The organism is Bradyrhizobium sp. 61 (assembly GCF_023073075.1).
Lineage (GTDB): Bacteria > Pseudomonadota > Alphaproteobacteria > Rhizobiales > Xanthobacteraceae > Bradyrhizobium > Bradyrhizobium barranii.
This window is the reverse complement of record NZ_JADPIU010000084.1, coordinates 241,421-258,244: the sequence shown is the minus strand read 5'-3', so window position 1 is coordinate 258,244 and position 16,824 is coordinate 241,421. Positions and strand designations below refer to the sequence as shown.

The window sequence follows — 16,824 nt, the reverse complement described above, 5'->3', positions numbered from 1 at the left end:
TTTACTTGTCGCCGGGAAGTTTGACGCCGGTGACCTGCGCGTACATGCGCGCCACCGAGGCGTCGTCATCGCGGCCCATGCCGGCAGCTGACGTCATCAGGAACATCTGGAGAGCGGCGGCCGAGACCGGCACCGGGAAGCGGGCGCTGCGCGCCATGTCCTGGATGATGCCGAGGTCCTTGACGAAGATCTCGACCGCGCTGCGCGGCGTGTAATCGCCGTCGAGCACGTGCGGCATGCGGTTCTCGAACATCCAGGAATTGCCGGCGGAGGCCGTGATCACCTCATAGACCTTGCGGATGTCGAGGCCCTGCTTGGCGGCGAACGCCATCGCTTCGCTGGCGGCGGCGATATGCACACCGGCGAGCAACTGGTTGATCATCTTGAAGGCGGCGCCCTGCCCTGCGGCATCGCCGAGCTCGTACAGTTTTGCCGCCATGGCATCGAGCGCCGGCCGTGCCTTTGCAAAGGCAGCGGGACTGCCGGAGGCAAGGATCGTCAGTTCGCCTTGGGCCGCGCGCTGCGCGCCGCCGGAGATCGGCGCATCCAGATAGTGACGGCCGGTCGCCTCCAACTGCTTTGCGAGGCGACGGGCCATATCCGGGTCCATGGTTGCGGAGGACAGGAAGACGCTGTCCTTCGGCAGGGTCTCGGCGACGCCATCCTTGCCGAACAGGATGGTCTCGGTCTGCGCGGCATTGACGACGACGCTGACGACGATGTCGGCGCCCTTGGCCGCTTCCGCCGGCGTGCTGGCGCCTGCGCCGCCGTCCTTCACGAAACGCGCCACCGCGTCAGCCGAGACGTCGCAGCCGGTCACAACATGACCAGCGCGCTTCAGCGAGGTCGCCATGCCGAACCCCATCGAGCCGAGCCCGATGACCGCGATACGCTGATTTTGTGACGTGGAGGCGGACATGCAACTGACCCTTGCGAACGTTTCCAGGACGGCCGCCCTTTGCGGCGGCTCACTGATCCGAATAACACGGCTTGGCCGCGCTGCCAAAGCGTGAGACAAGCGGGCATGACGGCTATGAGCAACGAGACCCGGCTGCGTGAGGATGTCTGCCGCTTCGGACGGTCCTTGTTCGAGCGCGGCCTGACACCGGGCTCTTCCGGCAATATCAGCGTCAAGATGCACGACGGGGGTTGGCTCGTCACCCCCACCAACGCCTCGCTCGGCTTCCTCGACCCGGCGCGACTGTCGCGGCTGGACGCACGGGGGCGCCTCCTCTCGGGCGATGCGCCGACCAAGGAAGTTCCGCTGCACACCGCGCTCTACGACACGCGCGAAAGCGCGCGGGCGATCGTGCATCTGCACTCCACCCATTCGGTCGCGCTCTCGATGCTGCCCGAGATCGACCCGCGCGCCGCGCTGCCACCGATGACGGCCTATTATCTGATGAAATGCGGCGCCACCGCGCTTGTGCCCTATTACCGCCCCGGCGATCCCGCGGTTGCGGATGCGATCAAGGGACTGGCGGGCAAATATTCATCCGTGCTGCTCGCCAATCACGGCCCGGTGGTCGCCGGCGACACGCTGGAGGCCGCGGTGTTCGCGACGGAGGAGCTGGAGGAGACGGCGAAGCTGTACCTGTTGCTGCGCGGGATGAACCCGCGGTATTTGTCGCCGGAGCAGGTGAAGGATCTGGTGAAGGTGTTCGGGGTGGCGCTGCCGGAGCATGGGCACGAGCATTCGCACGCTCCGCACGCGGCGACCGCAGCAGCACGACCGACTAACGCGGAGGTCGAGGCAGCGGCCCGTGTCCTTGATAAGGCTGGGCGACATCACAATTGGTGGCCAAAGACCATCAAACCATACGACGAGATGGCCGAGACGGACCCCATCGGCAAAGACGAGTTCGAGGCAATCGTAGAACGTATATTGATGGCCGCATCAGAGGCTAAGCGAGATGCGGATAGCAACAGTCGCTAAAGCCCCAGATACGCCTTCCGTACGTCCGGGTTCCCCCTGATCTCCGCTGCAGGGCCCTGCATCAGCACACGGCCGGTTTGCAGGATGTAGGCGCGGTCAGCGATCTCCAGGCACTCGGCCATGCGCTGCTCGACGATCAGCACGGTCATGCCGGCGTCGCGGATGCGCAGCACCGCCTGGAAGATTTCGTCGACCAGCTTCGGCATGATGCCTTGCGAGGGCTCGTCCAGCATCAGCAGCCGCGGGCGCGTCATCAACGCGCGGCCGATCGCGAGCATCTGCTGCTCACCGCCGGACAGCGTCTCGGCGCGCTGCTCCAAACGTTCCTGGAGACGCGGGAACAGCGTGAACACGAGATTGAGCGGCCCCTCGCGGTCGGCGTCGCCGCGGTACAGATAACTGCCGAGGCGCAGATTGTCGCGCACCGACAGGCGCGGGAACAGGCGGCGGTTCTCCGGCACATAGGCGATGCCGGTGGCGGTGATGTGATGCTGCGCCATGCCGTCGAGACGCTTGCCGTCGAACGTCACCGTGCCCGAGCGCGGACGCTCGGCGCCGGCGATGGATTTGAGCAGCGTCGACTTGCCCGCGCCGTTGGCGCCAGCGACGCAGACGATCTCGCCCTTCTGGACCTCGATCGAGACCGCCGAGATCGCGACCAGACCCTGATAGGCGGTCGTGACTTCATGCACCGACAGCATGACGATCTCCCAGATATGCGCTGATCACCTTGGGATCGCGGACGACGTCGGAAGGCTTACCCTCGACCAGCACCTTGCCGAGGTCGAGCACGATGGCGCGGTCGACCAGTGGCATCACGATCTCCATGACATGCTCGACCATCAACACGGTGATGCCGGCATCGCGCACCTTGCGCACCAGCGCGACGCCGGTCTGCGCCTCGGTCGGCGTCAGGCCGGTCAGGACCTCGTCCAGCAGCAGCAGCTTTGGTTCGGTCGCAAGCGCACGGGCGACTTCGAGGCGGCGTTTCTCGGCCGGCACGAGGTCGCTCGCGAGCACGTCGGCGCGCGCGGCAAGGCCGGTGAATTCGAGCACCTCATGCGCCTTGCGGCGTGCCTCACGCATCACGGTGTTGCGGACGAGAGCACCGACGATGACGTTGTCGATAACAGTCATGGTCTCAAAGCTCTTGACCACCTGGAAGGTGCGCCCGACGCCACGCTGGCAGCGCTCGGCCGCCGGCATGTTGGTGACATCCTCGCCGTCGAACCAGATCGACCCTTGCGTCGGCGGCAGGACGCCGGCGATGAGATTGAACAGCGTCGACTTGCCGGCACCGTTCGGCCCGATCAGACCGACGATCTCTCCGCGGCCGACCGAGATCGAGACATCGCTGTTGGCGACCAGGCCGCCAAACCGCTGCCAGACGCCGCGGGTTTCAAGGAGCGCAGTCATCGCGTGGCTCCTCTTGCCTTCGAACGGGAGAACAGGCTCACCAGACCGCGCGGCAGGGCCAGCGAGATCGCGACGATGAGTGCGCCATAGACAATGAGGTCAACGCCACGGCCGGAGCCGCCGATATAGGAGCGCGTCAGCTCCGTCATCGGGATCAGGATGGCCGCCCCTAGCACCGGGCCCCAGAGGGTGCCGATGCCGCCGAGCACGGCCGGCAGCGCCATCAGCAGCGAGAACTGGAAGCCCATCACGCTTTCGGGGTCGATATAGGCGAGAAACTGCGCATAGAAGGCACCGCCGATGGCGACGAGGAAGGCGGAGACCGCGGCCGCGCCCATCTTGGAGTTGAACACGACGACGCCGAGGCTCTCGGCCGCTTCCGGATTGTCCTTCACCGCGCGCCACCAAAAGCCCCATTTGGAGTCCTCCAGCCACCAGGTGACGAACCAGGCGAGGCTGCACAGCACCAGCGCGAAATAGAAGTACGGCAGCTTGCTGCGCATGAACTGGAATTTCAGCCAGCTGTCGCCGCGCACGGGAACGGTGATTCCCATCGCAGCCCCCGCCCATTCCCAGTTCTGGAACAAGAGCAGTCCGATTTCGGCGATGACGATGGTCGCGATCACGAAGTAATGGCCGCGCAGGCGGAAGAAGGGATAGCCGAGCCCCATTGCGATGATCGCCGCAATCACGCCGCCGGCGAGCATGCCGAACCAGGGCAGCACGCCGAACTTGGTGAACAGCAGCTCGGTGGTGTAGGCGCCGATGCCGAAATAGAGCGCGTGCCCCAGCGAGATCTGCCCGCAATAGCCGGACAGGATGTTCCAGCTCTGCGACAGCGCCGCATACATCAGGGTCAGGATCAGGATGTTCTGGACGTAAACATCCTTGATCAACAGCGGAGCCAGCGCTGCGAGCCCGGCCAGCACTGCGGCGATGATGAGGTCGCGGCGGCGCCGCGCTGCAAAAGCCTTGTCCATCACATCGACCCGAACAGGCCGCGCGGCCGGATGAAGACGACGAGGAGATAGACGGCATAGATGCCGACGGACTTCAGCGATGGCGGCAACACCAGCGCGGTCACCGCTTCGACCAGGCCGACAATGATGCCGCCGGCGAAGGCGCCGAACACGCTGCCGAAGCCGCCGAGCGCGACGGTCACGTAGGCGATCAGCGCGAACGACGCGCCGACATCGGGATAGATGTAGAAGAACACCGCCATGATCGCACCGGCGAGACCGACCAGCGCGGCGCCGAGGCCCCAGCCGAACGCGAACACGCGGTTCTTGTCGATGCCGACGAGCGCGACGGCGCCGGGATCCTCGCGGGTGGCTTCCAGCGCGCGGCCGAAGTCGGTGCGGTGGATGAAGAGGTAGAGCCCGGCGAAGGCCGCGATCGAGACCAGCGCACCGATGAGCTGCGGCTCGGGCAGGAAGATGCCGGCGACCGAGATGGTTTTACCGCCGAGCCAGGACTGTGGAATGCTGCGATAGTCCGGCGTGAAGAAGTACTGCGCGAGGCCGCGCATCACGATCGCAAGGCCGAAAGTCGTGAAGATCTGCACCATGCCGGCATTGGCCTTGGCCCGCATGGCGAAGCGTACAAGGAGTAGATAGACCACCGCTCCGAACACGAACATCGCCGCGGCGACCAATGGGGCCGACAGCAGGGGATCGATCGCGAAGAACGCGAACAGAAAGAAGGACAGGTACATCGCGAGCATCAGGAATTCGCCATGGGCGAAGTTCGTGACGTCCATCAGGCCGAAAATCAGCGCGAGGCCGACCGCGATCAGTCCGTAGAGCAGGCCCATCAGAAGGCCGCTCGCGAGACTCTGGATAATGGCTTGAGCTGTCAAAAGTCGTCCCCCGAAATAGATCCTCATCCTGAGGAGCGCGCACCAGCGCGCGTCTCGAAGGATGGCCCAGCCCTCGTCCTTCGAGACGCGGGCTACGCCCGCTCCTCAGGATGAGGGCGGGAGCTACGCCCGAGCTCCCGCTTCCCAATCTTACTTCATCGGCCAGGTCGCTTCGGCGATCGCGGCCTGCGGCGGGAAGATGGTGACGAACTTGCCGCCGATATATTGCAGCAGCACCGGGTCGGCGTCGTTGTTCTGGCCGGCCTCGTCGAACTTGACGCGCTTCCAAGGCATGATGGTCTGCTCGCCCGGGATGTCGGTCGCGGCCAGTGCATCGCGGATCTTCTCGCCATCAGCCGACTTGGCGCGATTGATGGCGTCGGCCAGGATGATCAAGCCCATGAACTGGCGCGAGGTGAGATCGTTGAAGTCCTTGCCCGAGCGCGCCTTGAACATCTCGTTGATCTTGCCGACCATGGGGCGCTTCTGCGCGAGATCGAGCGAGAAGGTGCCGCGCGAGATCACGCCTTCGAGCTTGTCGCCGACGGCATCATAGAGCGCCTTCTCCGAGAAGCCGGCGTCCTGCGCCACGATCGCGTTCGGCTTGTAGCCGAGCTCGCCCATGGTCTTGACCAGCAGGATGCCGTCGGTGGTGTAGCTCGAGGGCATCAGCACGTCGGCATTGGCGCTCTTGAGCTGCTGCACCTCGGCCGACAGCGACGGCGAATTGGCGCGATACTTGATGTCGGAGACGATCTTGTAACCGCGCTCGCCGGCGATCTTGGCCTGGGCGTTGCCGGAATCGGTGCCGAAGATGGTGTCCTCGTGGAACAGCGACAGCGTCTCGATCTTGGTGCCCTTCTTCTTCAAAGCATCGAAGAAGTCGAACATCGCAGCCGAGTACATCTCGTCATGCGGGGCGGCGCGGAAGTAATATTTGAGGCCGCGGCGATGCAGGCTCGGCGAGGAGTTGTCGGCCGAGACGAACGGGATCTGGTAGCGTTCGCAGATCTGGCTGACGGTGACGGCGACCGCGCTTTGATAGGTGCCGATGATCGCGGAGACCTTCTCCTGCGTGATCAGGCGCTCGGCCTCGGCGCGGCCCTTTTGCGGATCGGCCTGGTGGTCGGCGAACACGAGGCGGACTTTTGCGCCGCCGAGGCCCGGCAGACCCTCGCCCTTGGCCAGCGGCAGATCGAAATCGGTGTCCTTGTTGATGACCTCGAGCGCGGTCTCATAGGCCTTCTGCGCGTCGACGCCCTGCTGCGCGCTGCCGCCGGAGAACGGATAGATCACGCCGATCACGACCTCGGAGGTCTGGGCGCGTGCAGCGAGCGGCACCAGCGCGGCAGTGGCTGTGGCACCAAGCAGCACGTCGCGGCGAGAGATCGTCATGGCAAAGTCCCCTGTTACTAAATTTCGACTGATCGAATGGAGCGATTGATGGATGCGGTAAAGCCCGAAGAAGCAGCAAACGCTGCCTACTAAATCACGGCCATGTTCCGGTTCTTCAGATCCGTCACCAGCATCAGGCCGGGCGAATGCGTGATCGCGAACGGCAACCTGGCGGCGTTGATCACCGATTGCGGCGTCACGCCACAGGCCCAGAACACCGGGATCTCGTCGTCGGCGACGGGCACGGGATCGCCGTAGTCCGGCTTGGCGAGATCCTTGATGCCGATCAAATGCGGATGCCCGAGATGCACGGGGGCACCGTGCACGGCGGGATAACGCGAGGTGATCTGCACCGCGCGGATCGCATCGGCCGGCTTGAACGGACGCATCGACACCACCATGGGACCGGCGAACGGACCGGCCTCGCCGCAGGCGATGTTGGTGCGGTACATCGGCACGCGCACGTTCTGCTCGATGTGGCGGATCGGCATGCCCTCGTCGAGCAACGCCTCTTCGAACGAGAACGAGCAGCCGAGCACGAAGGTCACGAGATCGTCGCGCCAATGCTTGGTCACGTCGGTCGGCTCGTCGACCGCCTCGCCGTCGCGCCAGATGCGGTAGCGCGGCACGTCGGTGCGGATGTCGAGATCGGCGCCGAGTGCGGGGATGTGAGGGCTGCCGACGTCGGACATGCCGATGATCGGGCACGGTTTCGGATTGAGCTGGCAGAAGCGGTGAAAGGCGCTGGCGTATTCGGCCGGCAGGATCGCCAGATTGCCCTGGACGAAGCCGGGGGCGACGCCGGCAGTAGATCCGACCTGGCCGCCGCGATAGGCGAGCCGCGCCTGGCGGCTCGGGAGCGTGTCGGGTGTTTCAGTTTGCTGCGCTGCCACCAAAACAGTCATTTGATCGACCTGCCTATAAACTCGACAAAGACAGCCAACACCAAGCATGCTATAAAGTCTAATCTTCCTTTCTAATCGATCTTGATAAATTAGATTTATCGATCGGGAAAATCCTTCTCATGCTGGACTTCAGGTCGATCGAAACCTTCCTTTGGGTTGTGAAGCTCGGCAGCTTTCGCGGCGCCGCAGCACGGCTCAATACGACCCAGCCGGCGATCTCCCAGCGCATCGCCCAGCTCGAGCGCGAGATGGGCGTAAAGCTCCTCAACCGCGATCATCGCGTTGCTTCGCCGACGCCGAGCGGCCGGCAGATGATGGTCTATGCGGAGAAGTTGATCGGCCTGAGGGCGGCGATGATCGCCGAGATCGGCGATCGCTCGGCGATGCGCGGCGTGATGCGCCTCGGCGTCGCCGAGACCATCGTGCACACCTGGCTGCCGCGGCTCGTCAAGAGCATGAACGAAGTCTATCCGAACCTGTCGCTGGAGATCGAGGTCGACATCACGCCGAACCTCACTGCACGCCTGCTCGCGCAGGAGATCGAGCTGGCCTTCGTGGTGGGGCCGCTGTCGGCCTCGGGCGTCCACAATCGCGTGCTCGCGGATTATCCGATCGGCTTTCTCGCAAGCCCCTCGCTCGGGCTCGGCGACGGCCCGGTGACGCGCGCCGACCTCGCGCGGTTTCCGATCATCACCTTCCCGCGCAAGACCAGGCCTTACGAGGTCGTGCGCGAAGTTTTCGACCGGCCGGAGCTGCCGCCGATCCGGCTGCATGCGTCCGCATCGCTGGCGACGGTCATCCATATGGCGGTCGAAGGGCTCGGCATCGCCGTGATCCCCGACGCCATCGTCGAGAACGAGCTCGCCGACGGGCGGTTGCAACTGCTCGAAACCGATCTCGCCATAGCGCCGCTGACATTCACGGCGAGCTGGCTCGCCTCGCCTGACGTCGTCGCGGTGGAGCGCGTCGCCGAACTCGCACGGCAGATTGCGCAGAGCAGCCTCGCGGTTGACGAGCCCGCGCCGGCGCGTCATTGAAAAAGCGCCGGACAACCGAGAGACCGACCGCATGAGCCGAGCCGCCACCAATCTGCAAATCGATTCCGCCCGCCTCTGGGGCTCCATCCACGAGACCGCCCAGTTTGGCGGGACGGCCAAGGGCGGTGTGCGGCGGCTGACGCTGAGCAGCGAAGACAAGCAGGTGCGCGACTGGTTCCGCAAGGCCTGCGAGGACGCCGGCCTCGAGGTGCACACCGATGCACTCGGCTCACAGTTCGGCCTGCGCAAGGGCCGCGACATGACGAAGCTGCCCGTCGGCATCGGCTCGCATCTCGACACCCAGCCGACCGGCGGCAAGTATGACGGCATTCTGGGGACGCTCGGCGCGCTGGAGGTGATCCGCACGCTGAACGACGCCGGCATCGAAACCGAAGCGCCGATCTGCGTCGTCAACTGGACCAACGAGGAAGGCTCGCGCTTCGCACCGGCGATGATGGCCTCCGCCGCTTACGTCGGCGATTTCACCACCGATGACATCCTGTCGCGCAAGGATATCGACGGCACGACCGTCAGCCAAGCGCTCGACAGCATCGGCTATCGCGGCGACAGGCCGGTCGGCTTCCAGAAGCTCGGCTGCTTCGTCGAGCTGCACATCGAGCAGGGTCCGATCCTCGAGGCCGAAGGCAAGACCATCGGCGTGGTCGATTCCGGCCAGGGCGTGCTCTGGTACGACGGCAAGATTTCCGGCTTCGAGAGCCATGCCGGATCGACGCCGATGCCGCTGCGGCGCGATGCGCTCGCGACGCTCTCCGAAATCGTGCTGGCGATGGAGGCCATTGCGAAGAAGCATGGGCCGAAGGCAGTCGGCACCATCGGCGAGGCCGTGATCGCAAATCCCTCGCGCAACGTCATTCCCGGCGAGATCGCCTTCACCATGGATTGCCGCAGCGCGGATGGCGCCATCATGGACGCGCTCGATCGCGATTTGCGCGCCGCCATTGCCGAGATCGCCGCGCGCCGCAAGGTCGAGGTCAAGATCGACCTGGTCTGGCGCAAGCCACCGACGCATTTCGATCCCAAGCTGATCGCGGCGGTCGAGAACGCGGCGAAGATGCTCGGCTATTCCTCTCGCCGCATCACCTCCGGCGCCGGCCACGATGCCTGCAACCTCAACACCGTCATGCCGGCGGCGATGGTGTTCGTGCCCTGCAAGGACGGCATCAGCCATAACGAGCTGGAGGACGCCACGCAGCCCGACTGCGCCGCGGGCACCAACGTGCTGATGCATACCGTGCTGGCGATCGCCGGCGTCGCGTCCTGATCGGAGAGAGCCATGCGCGGAGTTTTCGTCGACGCCAACGAAGCCCTCGCCGTGATCATGGAGCGGCTGGAGAAGCCCGGCGATCCCAAGGTGCGGATCCACAGGGATCCCGACATCAAGCCCGAGCAATATCCCGAAGTTCTCGATGGTGCGGAGATCGCCATCGTCGACCACACCGCGCTGCCGACCGAGGTCGCGAAGAAATGCGCCGGCCTCAAGCACGTCGTGTTCCTCGGCACCGGCGCGCGCAGCTACATGAATCCGGAAGAGCTCGCCGAGCTCGGCATCTCCGTGCATCTGATCAAGGGGTATGGCGACACGGCAGTCGCGGAGTCCGCGATCGCCCTGATGTGGGCCTCTGCCCGCGTCATCGCGATGATGGACCGCGAGATGCGCGTCGGTAATTGGCTGCGCGAGGATGGCATGCAGCTCACCGGCAAGACGCTCGGCCTGATCGGCTTCGGCGGCATCGCCGCGGAAGTCGCACGCATTGCGGTCGGCTCAGGCATGAAGGTGATCGCCTGGAACCGATCGCCAAAGAGCCATCCGGGCGTCGAGTTCACCGATCTCGACACGCTGCTGGCGAGAAGCGACGTCGTGTCGCTGCATCTGCTGCTCAACGACGAGACCCGCGGCATGATCACGCGCGAGAAGATTTCTGCGATGAAGCCCGGTGTCATCCTGATCAACACCGCGCGTGCCGCGGTCGTCGACGAGCAGGCGATGATCGACGCGCTGAAGTCGGGGCATATCCGCCATGCCGGCCTCGACGTCTTCAACATCGAGCCCCTGCCCGGCGACCATCCGCTGACAAGACTGCCGAACGTGACGCTGTCGGCGCATTCGGCCTTCCGCACGCCGGAAGCGAGCGAGAACCTGATTGAAGCGGCATGGGTCCATTGCCGCCGGATCGTGAAGGGATAAAAGCAACAACAATGGCCGACTATCGCACCATCAAGGCAGAGCCGCTCACCAACGTCGTCCGTGCCATCGTCAAGGCGGGCGGGTCTACGGACCGCGAAGCCGAGCTCGTGGCCACCAACCTCGTCGAGGCCAATCTTAGAGGACATGACTCGCACGGCGTCGGCATGATCCCGCGCTATGTCCAGAGCGTCACCACGGGCGGCCTCGCCGTGAACGCGCACGTCAAGATCGTGCTCGACACCGGTCCGCTTCTCACCCTTGACGGCCTCACCGGCTATGGCCAGGTGATCGGCCATGAAGCGATGGAGCTGGCGGCAGAGCGCGCCAAGCGCAACGGCGTGTGTCTCGTCGGCCTCTCCAACTCGCACCACATCGGCCGCATCGGCCATTGGGCCGAGCAGTGCATCGACCACGGGCTGGTCTCGATCCACTTCGTCAACGTGATCTCGCGCCCGATCGTGGCGCCGTGGGGCGGCAGCGATGCGCGCCACGGCACCAACCCGTTCTGCGTGGGCATCCCGCGCAGGGGCAAGGACCCGATCGTGCTCGACTTCGCCACCAGCAGGATCGCGCAGGGCAAGACCCGCGTCGCCCACAACAAGGGCGTCGAGCTCGAGCCCGGCACCATCATCGACAACGAAGGCAAGCCGACCACCAACCCGCGCTACACCGTGATCCCGCCGCACGGCGCCATCCTGCCGTTCGGCGAGCACAAGGGCTCGGGGCTCGCACTGGTGTGCGAAATCCTCGGCGGGGCGCTCTCCGGCGGGCAGGTGGTCAAGGGCCCGTCCGACGGCAAGTACAACGTCCTCAACGGCATGCTCTCGATCGTCATCGACCCGAACAAGCTCGGCACCGGCGACAACCTTGCGAGCGAGGTCGAGAGTTTTGTTGCCTGGCACACCGGCTCGCCGCCCGCTCCCGGCGTCGACAAGGTGAAGATCGCCGGCGATCCCGAGCGCGAGACCAGGAAGAAGCGTCTGGCCGAAGGCATTCCGGTCGACCCGACCACCTGGCAGGAAATCCTGGAGGCCGGGACGAAGTTCGGACTGGACCAGGCCGCGATCGAGAAGATCGCGGGCTAGTCGGGAACGAAGCGCATCTCGCAGAATACTCCCTGCCGAATGCACAATCGCGCAACGAGGTCTGGACTAAAGCGAAGCAGCACCGCACTCGTGGAGCGGATTTGAACCGGCCCGCGTCGTCTCACGACAACGCGGATATCCCGGTCCACATCCGCCCCCGAGGTTCACATGTTCTCCCGTCTTGCAAAGCTCATGTCCGGCTCGAGCGAGCCGTTACCCGAAACCGACTTCTACCGGCATCGGCTCGCGATCTATGAAAGCGAGCTTGGCGAGCCCGAGCACAGCATCACCGACAGCGCGGAGCGCCGCATCGACATCCACGCCTTTGGCCGCGATTTCGTGCCGGTGTGCGAAGAGGGATCTGACGAAGGTTATGTGCTTCTGACCAACGGCATGAGCGAACAGCGAATGCCGGGGGTGCATGGCGACGCAAAGCCACGTGCCGAGCTGATGTGGTATGTCCGGGAGCCGACAGAGGAGGTTTGCGCCAATCTGCGCTGGCTCGCCAATCTGCCGTTCATCGACACGACCTGGTTCGGTTTTGGTCATCGCGTCGCGCTGCCGTGTCCGCCGGTTGCAGGAACGGACTTCCAGACGTTCCTGTTTCTCACACCGATCATCGACCCCGATAAGCAGATCGCCGAGGCGCTGGAGATCGCGAGCGATCCCGTGGAGATCCTGACCGTGAACCTGATCTCGCATCAGGAGCTCGGCCTCATCAAGTCCAGGGGACTCGACCCGTTTCTCGATCTGCTCGACGAGAACAATTATCCGCCGATCTTCGATCCGACGCGGAAATCGTATGTGTAGGGCGCGCCCAAAACACCGCTGCCCCTTCCCTTCTCCCCTTGTGGGAGAAGGTGGCGCGAAGCGCCGGATGAGGGGTTCTCTCCGCGAAGAAAACATTCTCGGACGGGAGGCCCGTCTCTGCGGAGACAGACCCCTCACCCGTCTCGCCGCTACGCGGCGAGCCACCCTCTCCCACAAGGGGAGAGGGGAAGATCTGCCGCCTTAGTCCACCATATCCGCAACCGCCTTGCCGCAGGCGGTGGTGTCGGCGTTGCCGCCGAGGTCCTTGGTGCGCAGCGTGCGTTCGGCGAGCGTGCGCTCGATCGCATCGACGATCGACTTGCCGGCTTCCTTCTCGCCGAGGTGCTCGAGCATCATCGCGCCGGACCAGATCGCGCCGATCGGGTTGGCGATGCCCTGCCCCGCAATGTCAGGCGCCGAGCCGTGCACCGGCTCGAACACCGAGGGGAAATCGCCCTCGGGATTGATGTTGCCTGATGGCGCGATGCCGATGGTGCCGGTGCAGGCCGGGCCGAGATCGGAGAGGATGTCGCCGAACAGATTCGAGCCGACCACGACGTCGAACCAGTCCGGATGCAGCACGAAGTTCGCGGTCAGGATGTCGATGTGGTACTTGTCCCACTTCACGCCCGGGAATTTCTTGGCCATCGCCTCCACGCGCTCGTCCCAATAGGGCATGGTGATGGAGATGCCGTTCGACTTGGTCGCCGAGGTCAGGTGCTTCTTCGGCCGCGATTGCGCGAGCTCGAAAGCGAATTTCAGGATGCGGTCGACGCCGATGCGGGTCATCACCGTCTGCTGCGTCACGAACTCGCGGTCGGTGTCCGGGAACATGCGGCCGCCGACGGAGGAATATTCACCTTCGGTGTTCTCGCGCACCACCCAGAAATCGATGTCGCCGGGCTTGCGGTTCGCCAGCGGCGACGGCACGCCGGGCATCAGCCGCACCGGGCGCAAATTCACATACTGGTCGAACTCGCGGCGAAACTTGATCAGCGACCCCCACAGCGAGACGTGATCCGGAATCTTGGCCGGCCAGCCGACGGCGCCGAAATAGATCGCGTCATGCTTGCCGATCTTTTCTTTCCAGTCGTCCGGCATCATCTGGCCGTGCTTCTCGTAATAGTCCCAGGACGAGAAGTCGAAATGGTCGAAATGCAGGGACACCCCGTGCTTCTTCGCCGCTGCCTCCAGAACGCGCAGGCCCTCGGGCATCACTTCCTTGCCGATGCCGTCGCCAGGAATGACTGCAATCCGGTATTGTTTCTTGCTCATCGAGAACGTCCTTGGTTGGTCCGGCAGCCGCCGCCTTTTTGACCGCACTGCAATGGACCAAACTCGGCAGCAGTGCAACGCTGCACTGCAATGTTGACCGTGGCGCGGCCGAGCGCCTACTGGTTTGATCCTGATGTTCCCACCGAGCGAGTACCCTTCATGGATCTGCATCTGCGTGGCAAGCGCGTCCTGATCACAGGCGCGTCCAAAGGCATTGGCGCAGCCGCCGCCGAGGCGTTTGCCGAGGAAGGCGCAAACCTCCTGCTCGCCGCCCGCAGCGGCGACCAGCTCAAGGCGCTGGCGGACCGCCTGCGCTCCGCGCACCAGATCGATGCCGCGACGAGCATCGTGGACCTGCGCAAGGCCGAGGACGTGGCGCGGCTCGCGAGGGAAGCCGCCGACATCGACGTGCTCGTCAACAATGCCGGCGACATTCCCGGCGGCTCGATCGACAAGATCGACGAGGCGACCTGGCGGCACGCCTGGGAATTGAAAGTGTTCGGCTACATCAACCTGACGCGGCAGATCTACGCGCAGATGAAGGCGAAGGCCGGCGGCGTCATCGTCAATGACATCGGCGCGGCCGGCGAAAAATTCGACGCCAATTACATCTGCGGCAGCGCCGGCAACGCCGCATTGATGGCCTTCACCCGCGCGCTCGGCGGCAAGAGCCTCGCCGACAACATCCGCGTGGTCGGCATCAATCCCGGCCCGGTCGGCACTGATCGCCACGTCACCCTGCTCAAGACGCGGGCAAAGCACCAGTTCGGCGATGAGAGCCGTTACAAGGAATTCCAGAAGAGCCTGCCGCTCGGCCGGCCCGCGCATGCGCGCGAGATCGGCGATCTCATGGCGTTCCTGGCGTCCGATCGCGCCGGATATACGTCGGGGGTCATCTATACCGTGGATGGCGGCATCAGCGCGGGCTGGGGTTAACTCTATCCGCGTCATTGCAAGCGCAGCGAAGCTATCCAGATTGCCATCTCAGGTACATTTCTGGATTGCTTCACTGCGCTCGCAATGACGATTGAATAAGCACAGGAGTAAAATAGTTGTCTCAAGACCTGATCCGCGAAACCGCATGCGCCGTCGTCGACAAGCTGCGATCCGGCGACGTCTCGCCGCTCGAGCTTCTGGATGTGCTGGAGACGCGCATCGGTGAGGTCGACGGCAAGGTCAACGCGCTGCCGACGCTATGCTTCGAACGCGCGCGGGACAACGCCAAGGCGCTGATGCAGAAGCCGGCCGGAGCCCGCGGGCTGCTTGCCGGCCTGCCGGTACCGATCAAGGACCTGACCGATGTCGCGGGCGTGCTGAACACACAGGGTTCGCCGATCTTCAGGGATAATGTGCCCAAGCAGTCCGATCTCATGGTCGAGAACCTCGAAGGCAATGGCGCGGTCGTCTACGCCAAGTCGAACACACCGGAATTCGGCGCCGGCGCCAACACCTTCAACGAAGTATTCGGCGCGACCCTCAATCCCTGGGATACGACGAAGTCTGCGGCCGGCTCCTCCGGCGGCGCTGCGGTGGCGCTTGCCACCGGCATGGCCTGGCTCGCCCAGGGCTCCGACATGGGCGGCAGCTTGCGCAGCCCCGCGGCGTTCTGCGGCGTGGTCGGCATGCGGCCGAGCATCGGGCGCGTCGCACATACGCCTAAATCGGCAATCGACCGCAATCTCGGCGTGGTGGGGCCGATGGCGCGCAACGTCGAGGATCTTGCGCTGCTGTTAGATGCCATGAGCGGCGACTATGCGGACGACCCGCTGTCGCTGCCGGCGCCTGCGACCTCGTTCCTGTCGGCGGCGCAGTCAGGCAAGAAGCCGAAGCGCATCGCCTATTCGCCCGATCTCGGCATCACGCCGGTCGATCCAGAGGTCAAGGCGATCACGCGCAAGGCCGCTGAACGCTTTGCGGAGGCTGGCGCGATCGTGGAAGAAGCGCATCCGGACTGGCGCGAGGCGCATGAATGCTTCCACGTCCTGCGCGCCTTCGATTTCGCGATCACCAAGGCCAATCTGCTGCGGACCAAGCGCGACCTTCTGAAGCCCGAGGTGATCTGGAACATCGAGGAAGGCATCAAGCTCACCGTCGAGCAGCTCGCGCGCGCCGAGGCGCAGCGCGTCGGCATGACCGCGCGCGCGATCGAGTTCTTCAAAAACTACGACCTGCTGTTGACGCCGACCACGATCGTACCGCCCTTCCCGATCGAGCACCGCTATGTCGCCGAATGCGCCGGCAAGAAGTTCGAGAACTATGTCGAATGGCTCGGCATCGTCTACGCCATCACGCTCGCCTGCTGCCCGTCGCTGTCGCTGCCCTGCGGCTTTACGGCATCGGGCCTCCCGATCGGTGTGCAGGTCGTCGGCGCCCCGCGCGCGGATGCGCAGGTGATCGCCGGCGCGAAGGTGTTGGAGGATATTCTGGGTCTGCGCGGCTCCACGCCGATCGATCCCAAGGTGAAGGCATAACGCGAGCCGCACCGCGGGGACTTGGCCGTCCCCGCCGTGCGCCGGTCAGACCCTAGTCGTTCGCTTTCGGCCCGCCGTGATACCGATGCGCATCGTATCCGGCCTCATCCGTTGGAGCGGCGAAGGCGAAGGAGTTCGGATGCGTTTCCGACATCTGGACGGTGGCCGCCGAAGCCACGTGCGAGTGATTCATTGCCTCGTGGGCAGAGGCGGCGGAGCAAAGCGCGACCAGCATGGCCGACGCTGCGAGAACTGATTTCATCATGATGTGACGTGCCTCTTGTGAGTGCCACCAGCAAATTGCAGATGGATCTCGCCGCGTAGGATTGCCAGTTTGAATCCAGGCACGCGATATAGGCGCGGCATAAGCATTTCGCGCTCCAGTATAGGCTTCCAGCGCTCCTGGCTCGCTCCCGCGGCGGGGAAAGCC

16 protein-coding genes and 1 pseudogene are annotated in these 16,824 nt (G+C 64.6%); 8 read left to right on the top strand and 9 right to left on the bottom strand.

Annotated features, from left to right (window positions below; all coding sequences use genetic code 11):
* Nucleotide 1: 1 nt before the first annotated feature.
* Complete coding sequence (gene ltnD, locus IVB46_RS34715; protein WP_247308128.1) at nucleotides 2-919, bottom strand: L-threonate dehydrogenase; 918 nt, start codon at nucleotides 917-919, stop codon at nucleotides 2-4.
* Between the two features lie 105 nt (nucleotides 920-1,024).
* On the opposite strand from ltnD, the pseudogene IVB46_RS34710 reads away from it, so the two are divergent.
* Nucleotides 1,025-1,696, top strand: a pseudogene (locus IVB46_RS34710) (aldolase); the annotation flags it as partial.
* 236 nt (nucleotides 1,697-1,932) lie between these two features.
* Here IVB46_RS34710 and IVB46_RS34705 read toward each other — a convergent pair.
* The 6 genes from IVB46_RS34705 to IVB46_RS34680 form a co-directional block, all read right to left on the bottom strand.
* A complete protein-coding gene (locus IVB46_RS34705) occupies nucleotides 1,933-2,637 on the bottom strand; it encodes an ABC transporter ATP-binding protein (protein WP_085403940.1) in 705 nt (234 codons plus the stop codon).
* Nucleotides 2,621-3,352 (bottom strand): ABC transporter ATP-binding protein, encoded by a 732-nt coding sequence (locus tag IVB46_RS34700; protein WP_028146884.1) that lies wholly within the window; start codon nucleotides 3,350-3,352, stop codon nucleotides 2,621-2,623. The genes IVB46_RS34705 and IVB46_RS34700 overlap by 17 nt, the downstream gene beginning before the upstream one ends.
* Nucleotides 3,349-4,332 (bottom strand): branched-chain amino acid ABC transporter permease, encoded by a 984-nt coding sequence (locus IVB46_RS34695; protein ID WP_063984699.1) that lies wholly within the window; start codon nucleotides 4,330-4,332, stop codon nucleotides 3,349-3,351. Before IVB46_RS34695 ends, IVB46_RS34700 begins: the two co-directional genes overlap by 4 nt.
* A complete protein-coding gene (locus IVB46_RS34690; protein ID WP_063984700.1) occupies nucleotides 4,332-5,210 on the bottom strand; it encodes a branched-chain amino acid ABC transporter permease in 879 nt (292 codons plus the stop codon). Before IVB46_RS34690 ends, IVB46_RS34695 begins: the two co-directional genes overlap by 1 nt.
* A gap of 150 nt (nucleotides 5,211-5,360) precedes the next feature.
* Nucleotides 5,361-6,605 carry an ABC transporter substrate-binding protein gene (locus IVB46_RS34685; RefSeq protein WP_247308124.1) on the bottom strand — a complete coding sequence of 415 codons (1,245 nt, stop codon included), beginning with the start codon at nucleotides 6,603-6,605 and terminating at the stop codon, nucleotides 5,361-5,363.
* 89 nt (nucleotides 6,606-6,694) lie between these two features.
* Nucleotides 6,695-7,510: a putative hydro-lyase gene (locus tag IVB46_RS34680; protein WP_247308122.1), complete on the bottom strand. Its 816-nt coding sequence runs from the start codon at nucleotides 7,508-7,510 to the stop codon at nucleotides 6,695-6,697.
* 119 nt (nucleotides 7,511-7,629) lie between these two features.
* Between IVB46_RS34680 and IVB46_RS34675 the strand changes: the two genes are divergently transcribed.
* The 5 genes from IVB46_RS34675 to IVB46_RS34655 all read left to right on the top strand — a co-directional run bounded on the left by IVB46_RS34675 (nucleotide 7,630) and on the right by IVB46_RS34655 (nucleotide 12,648).
* Nucleotides 7,630-8,547 (top strand): LysR family transcriptional regulator, encoded by a 918-nt coding sequence (locus tag IVB46_RS34675; protein ID WP_247308119.1) that lies wholly within the window; start codon nucleotides 7,630-7,632, stop codon nucleotides 8,545-8,547.
* Between the two features lie 31 nt (nucleotides 8,548-8,578).
* Nucleotides 8,579-9,829, top strand: a complete 1,251-nt coding sequence (locus IVB46_RS34670; protein ID WP_247308116.1) for a Zn-dependent hydrolase — start codon at nucleotides 8,579-8,581, stop codon at nucleotides 9,827-9,829.
* A gap of 12 nt (nucleotides 9,830-9,841) precedes the next feature.
* Nucleotides 9,842-10,753, top strand: coding sequence for an NAD(P)-dependent oxidoreductase (locus IVB46_RS34665; RefSeq protein WP_247308113.1), 912 nt, complete (start codon nucleotides 9,842-9,844; stop codon nucleotides 10,751-10,753).
* Nucleotides 10,754-10,764: 11 nt separating this feature from the next.
* Nucleotides 10,765-11,838 (top strand): malate/lactate/ureidoglycolate dehydrogenase, encoded by a 1,074-nt coding sequence (locus tag IVB46_RS34660; protein WP_247308110.1) that lies wholly within the window; start codon nucleotides 10,765-10,767, stop codon nucleotides 11,836-11,838.
* Between the two features lie 168 nt (nucleotides 11,839-12,006).
* On the top strand, nucleotides 12,007-12,648 hold the full coding sequence (locus tag IVB46_RS34655) for a suppressor of fused domain protein (RefSeq protein ID WP_247308106.1): 642 nt from the start codon (nucleotides 12,007-12,009) through the stop codon (nucleotides 12,646-12,648).
* A gap of 201 nt (nucleotides 12,649-12,849) precedes the next feature.
* Here the strand turns inward: IVB46_RS34655 and IVB46_RS34650 are convergent, their stop codons facing one another.
* Complete coding sequence (locus IVB46_RS34650; RefSeq protein ID WP_063984708.1) at nucleotides 12,850-13,923, bottom strand: tartrate dehydrogenase; 1,074 nt, start codon at nucleotides 13,921-13,923, stop codon at nucleotides 12,850-12,852.
* Nucleotides 13,924-14,082: 159 nt separating this feature from the next.
* Between IVB46_RS34650 and IVB46_RS34645 the strand changes: the two genes are divergently transcribed.
* Both IVB46_RS34645 and IVB46_RS34640 read left to right on the top strand, forming a co-directional pair.
* The gene (locus IVB46_RS34645) at nucleotides 14,083-14,859 is read left to right on the top strand and encodes an SDR family oxidoreductase (RefSeq protein WP_247344561.1); all 777 of its coding nucleotides are present in this window, start codon (nucleotides 14,083-14,085) and stop codon (nucleotides 14,857-14,859) included.
* 116 nt (nucleotides 14,860-14,975) lie between these two features.
* Complete coding sequence (locus tag IVB46_RS34640; RefSeq protein WP_247308100.1) at nucleotides 14,976-16,394, top strand: amidase family protein; 1,419 nt, start codon at nucleotides 14,976-14,978, stop codon at nucleotides 16,392-16,394.
* A gap of 52 nt (nucleotides 16,395-16,446) precedes the next feature.
* Here IVB46_RS34640 and IVB46_RS34635 read toward each other — a convergent pair whose 3' ends face one another.
* Complete coding sequence (locus IVB46_RS34635; RefSeq protein ID WP_247308097.1) at nucleotides 16,447-16,629, bottom strand: hypothetical protein; 183 nt, start codon at nucleotides 16,627-16,629, stop codon at nucleotides 16,447-16,449.
* Nucleotides 16,630-16,824: the final 195 nt, after the last annotated feature.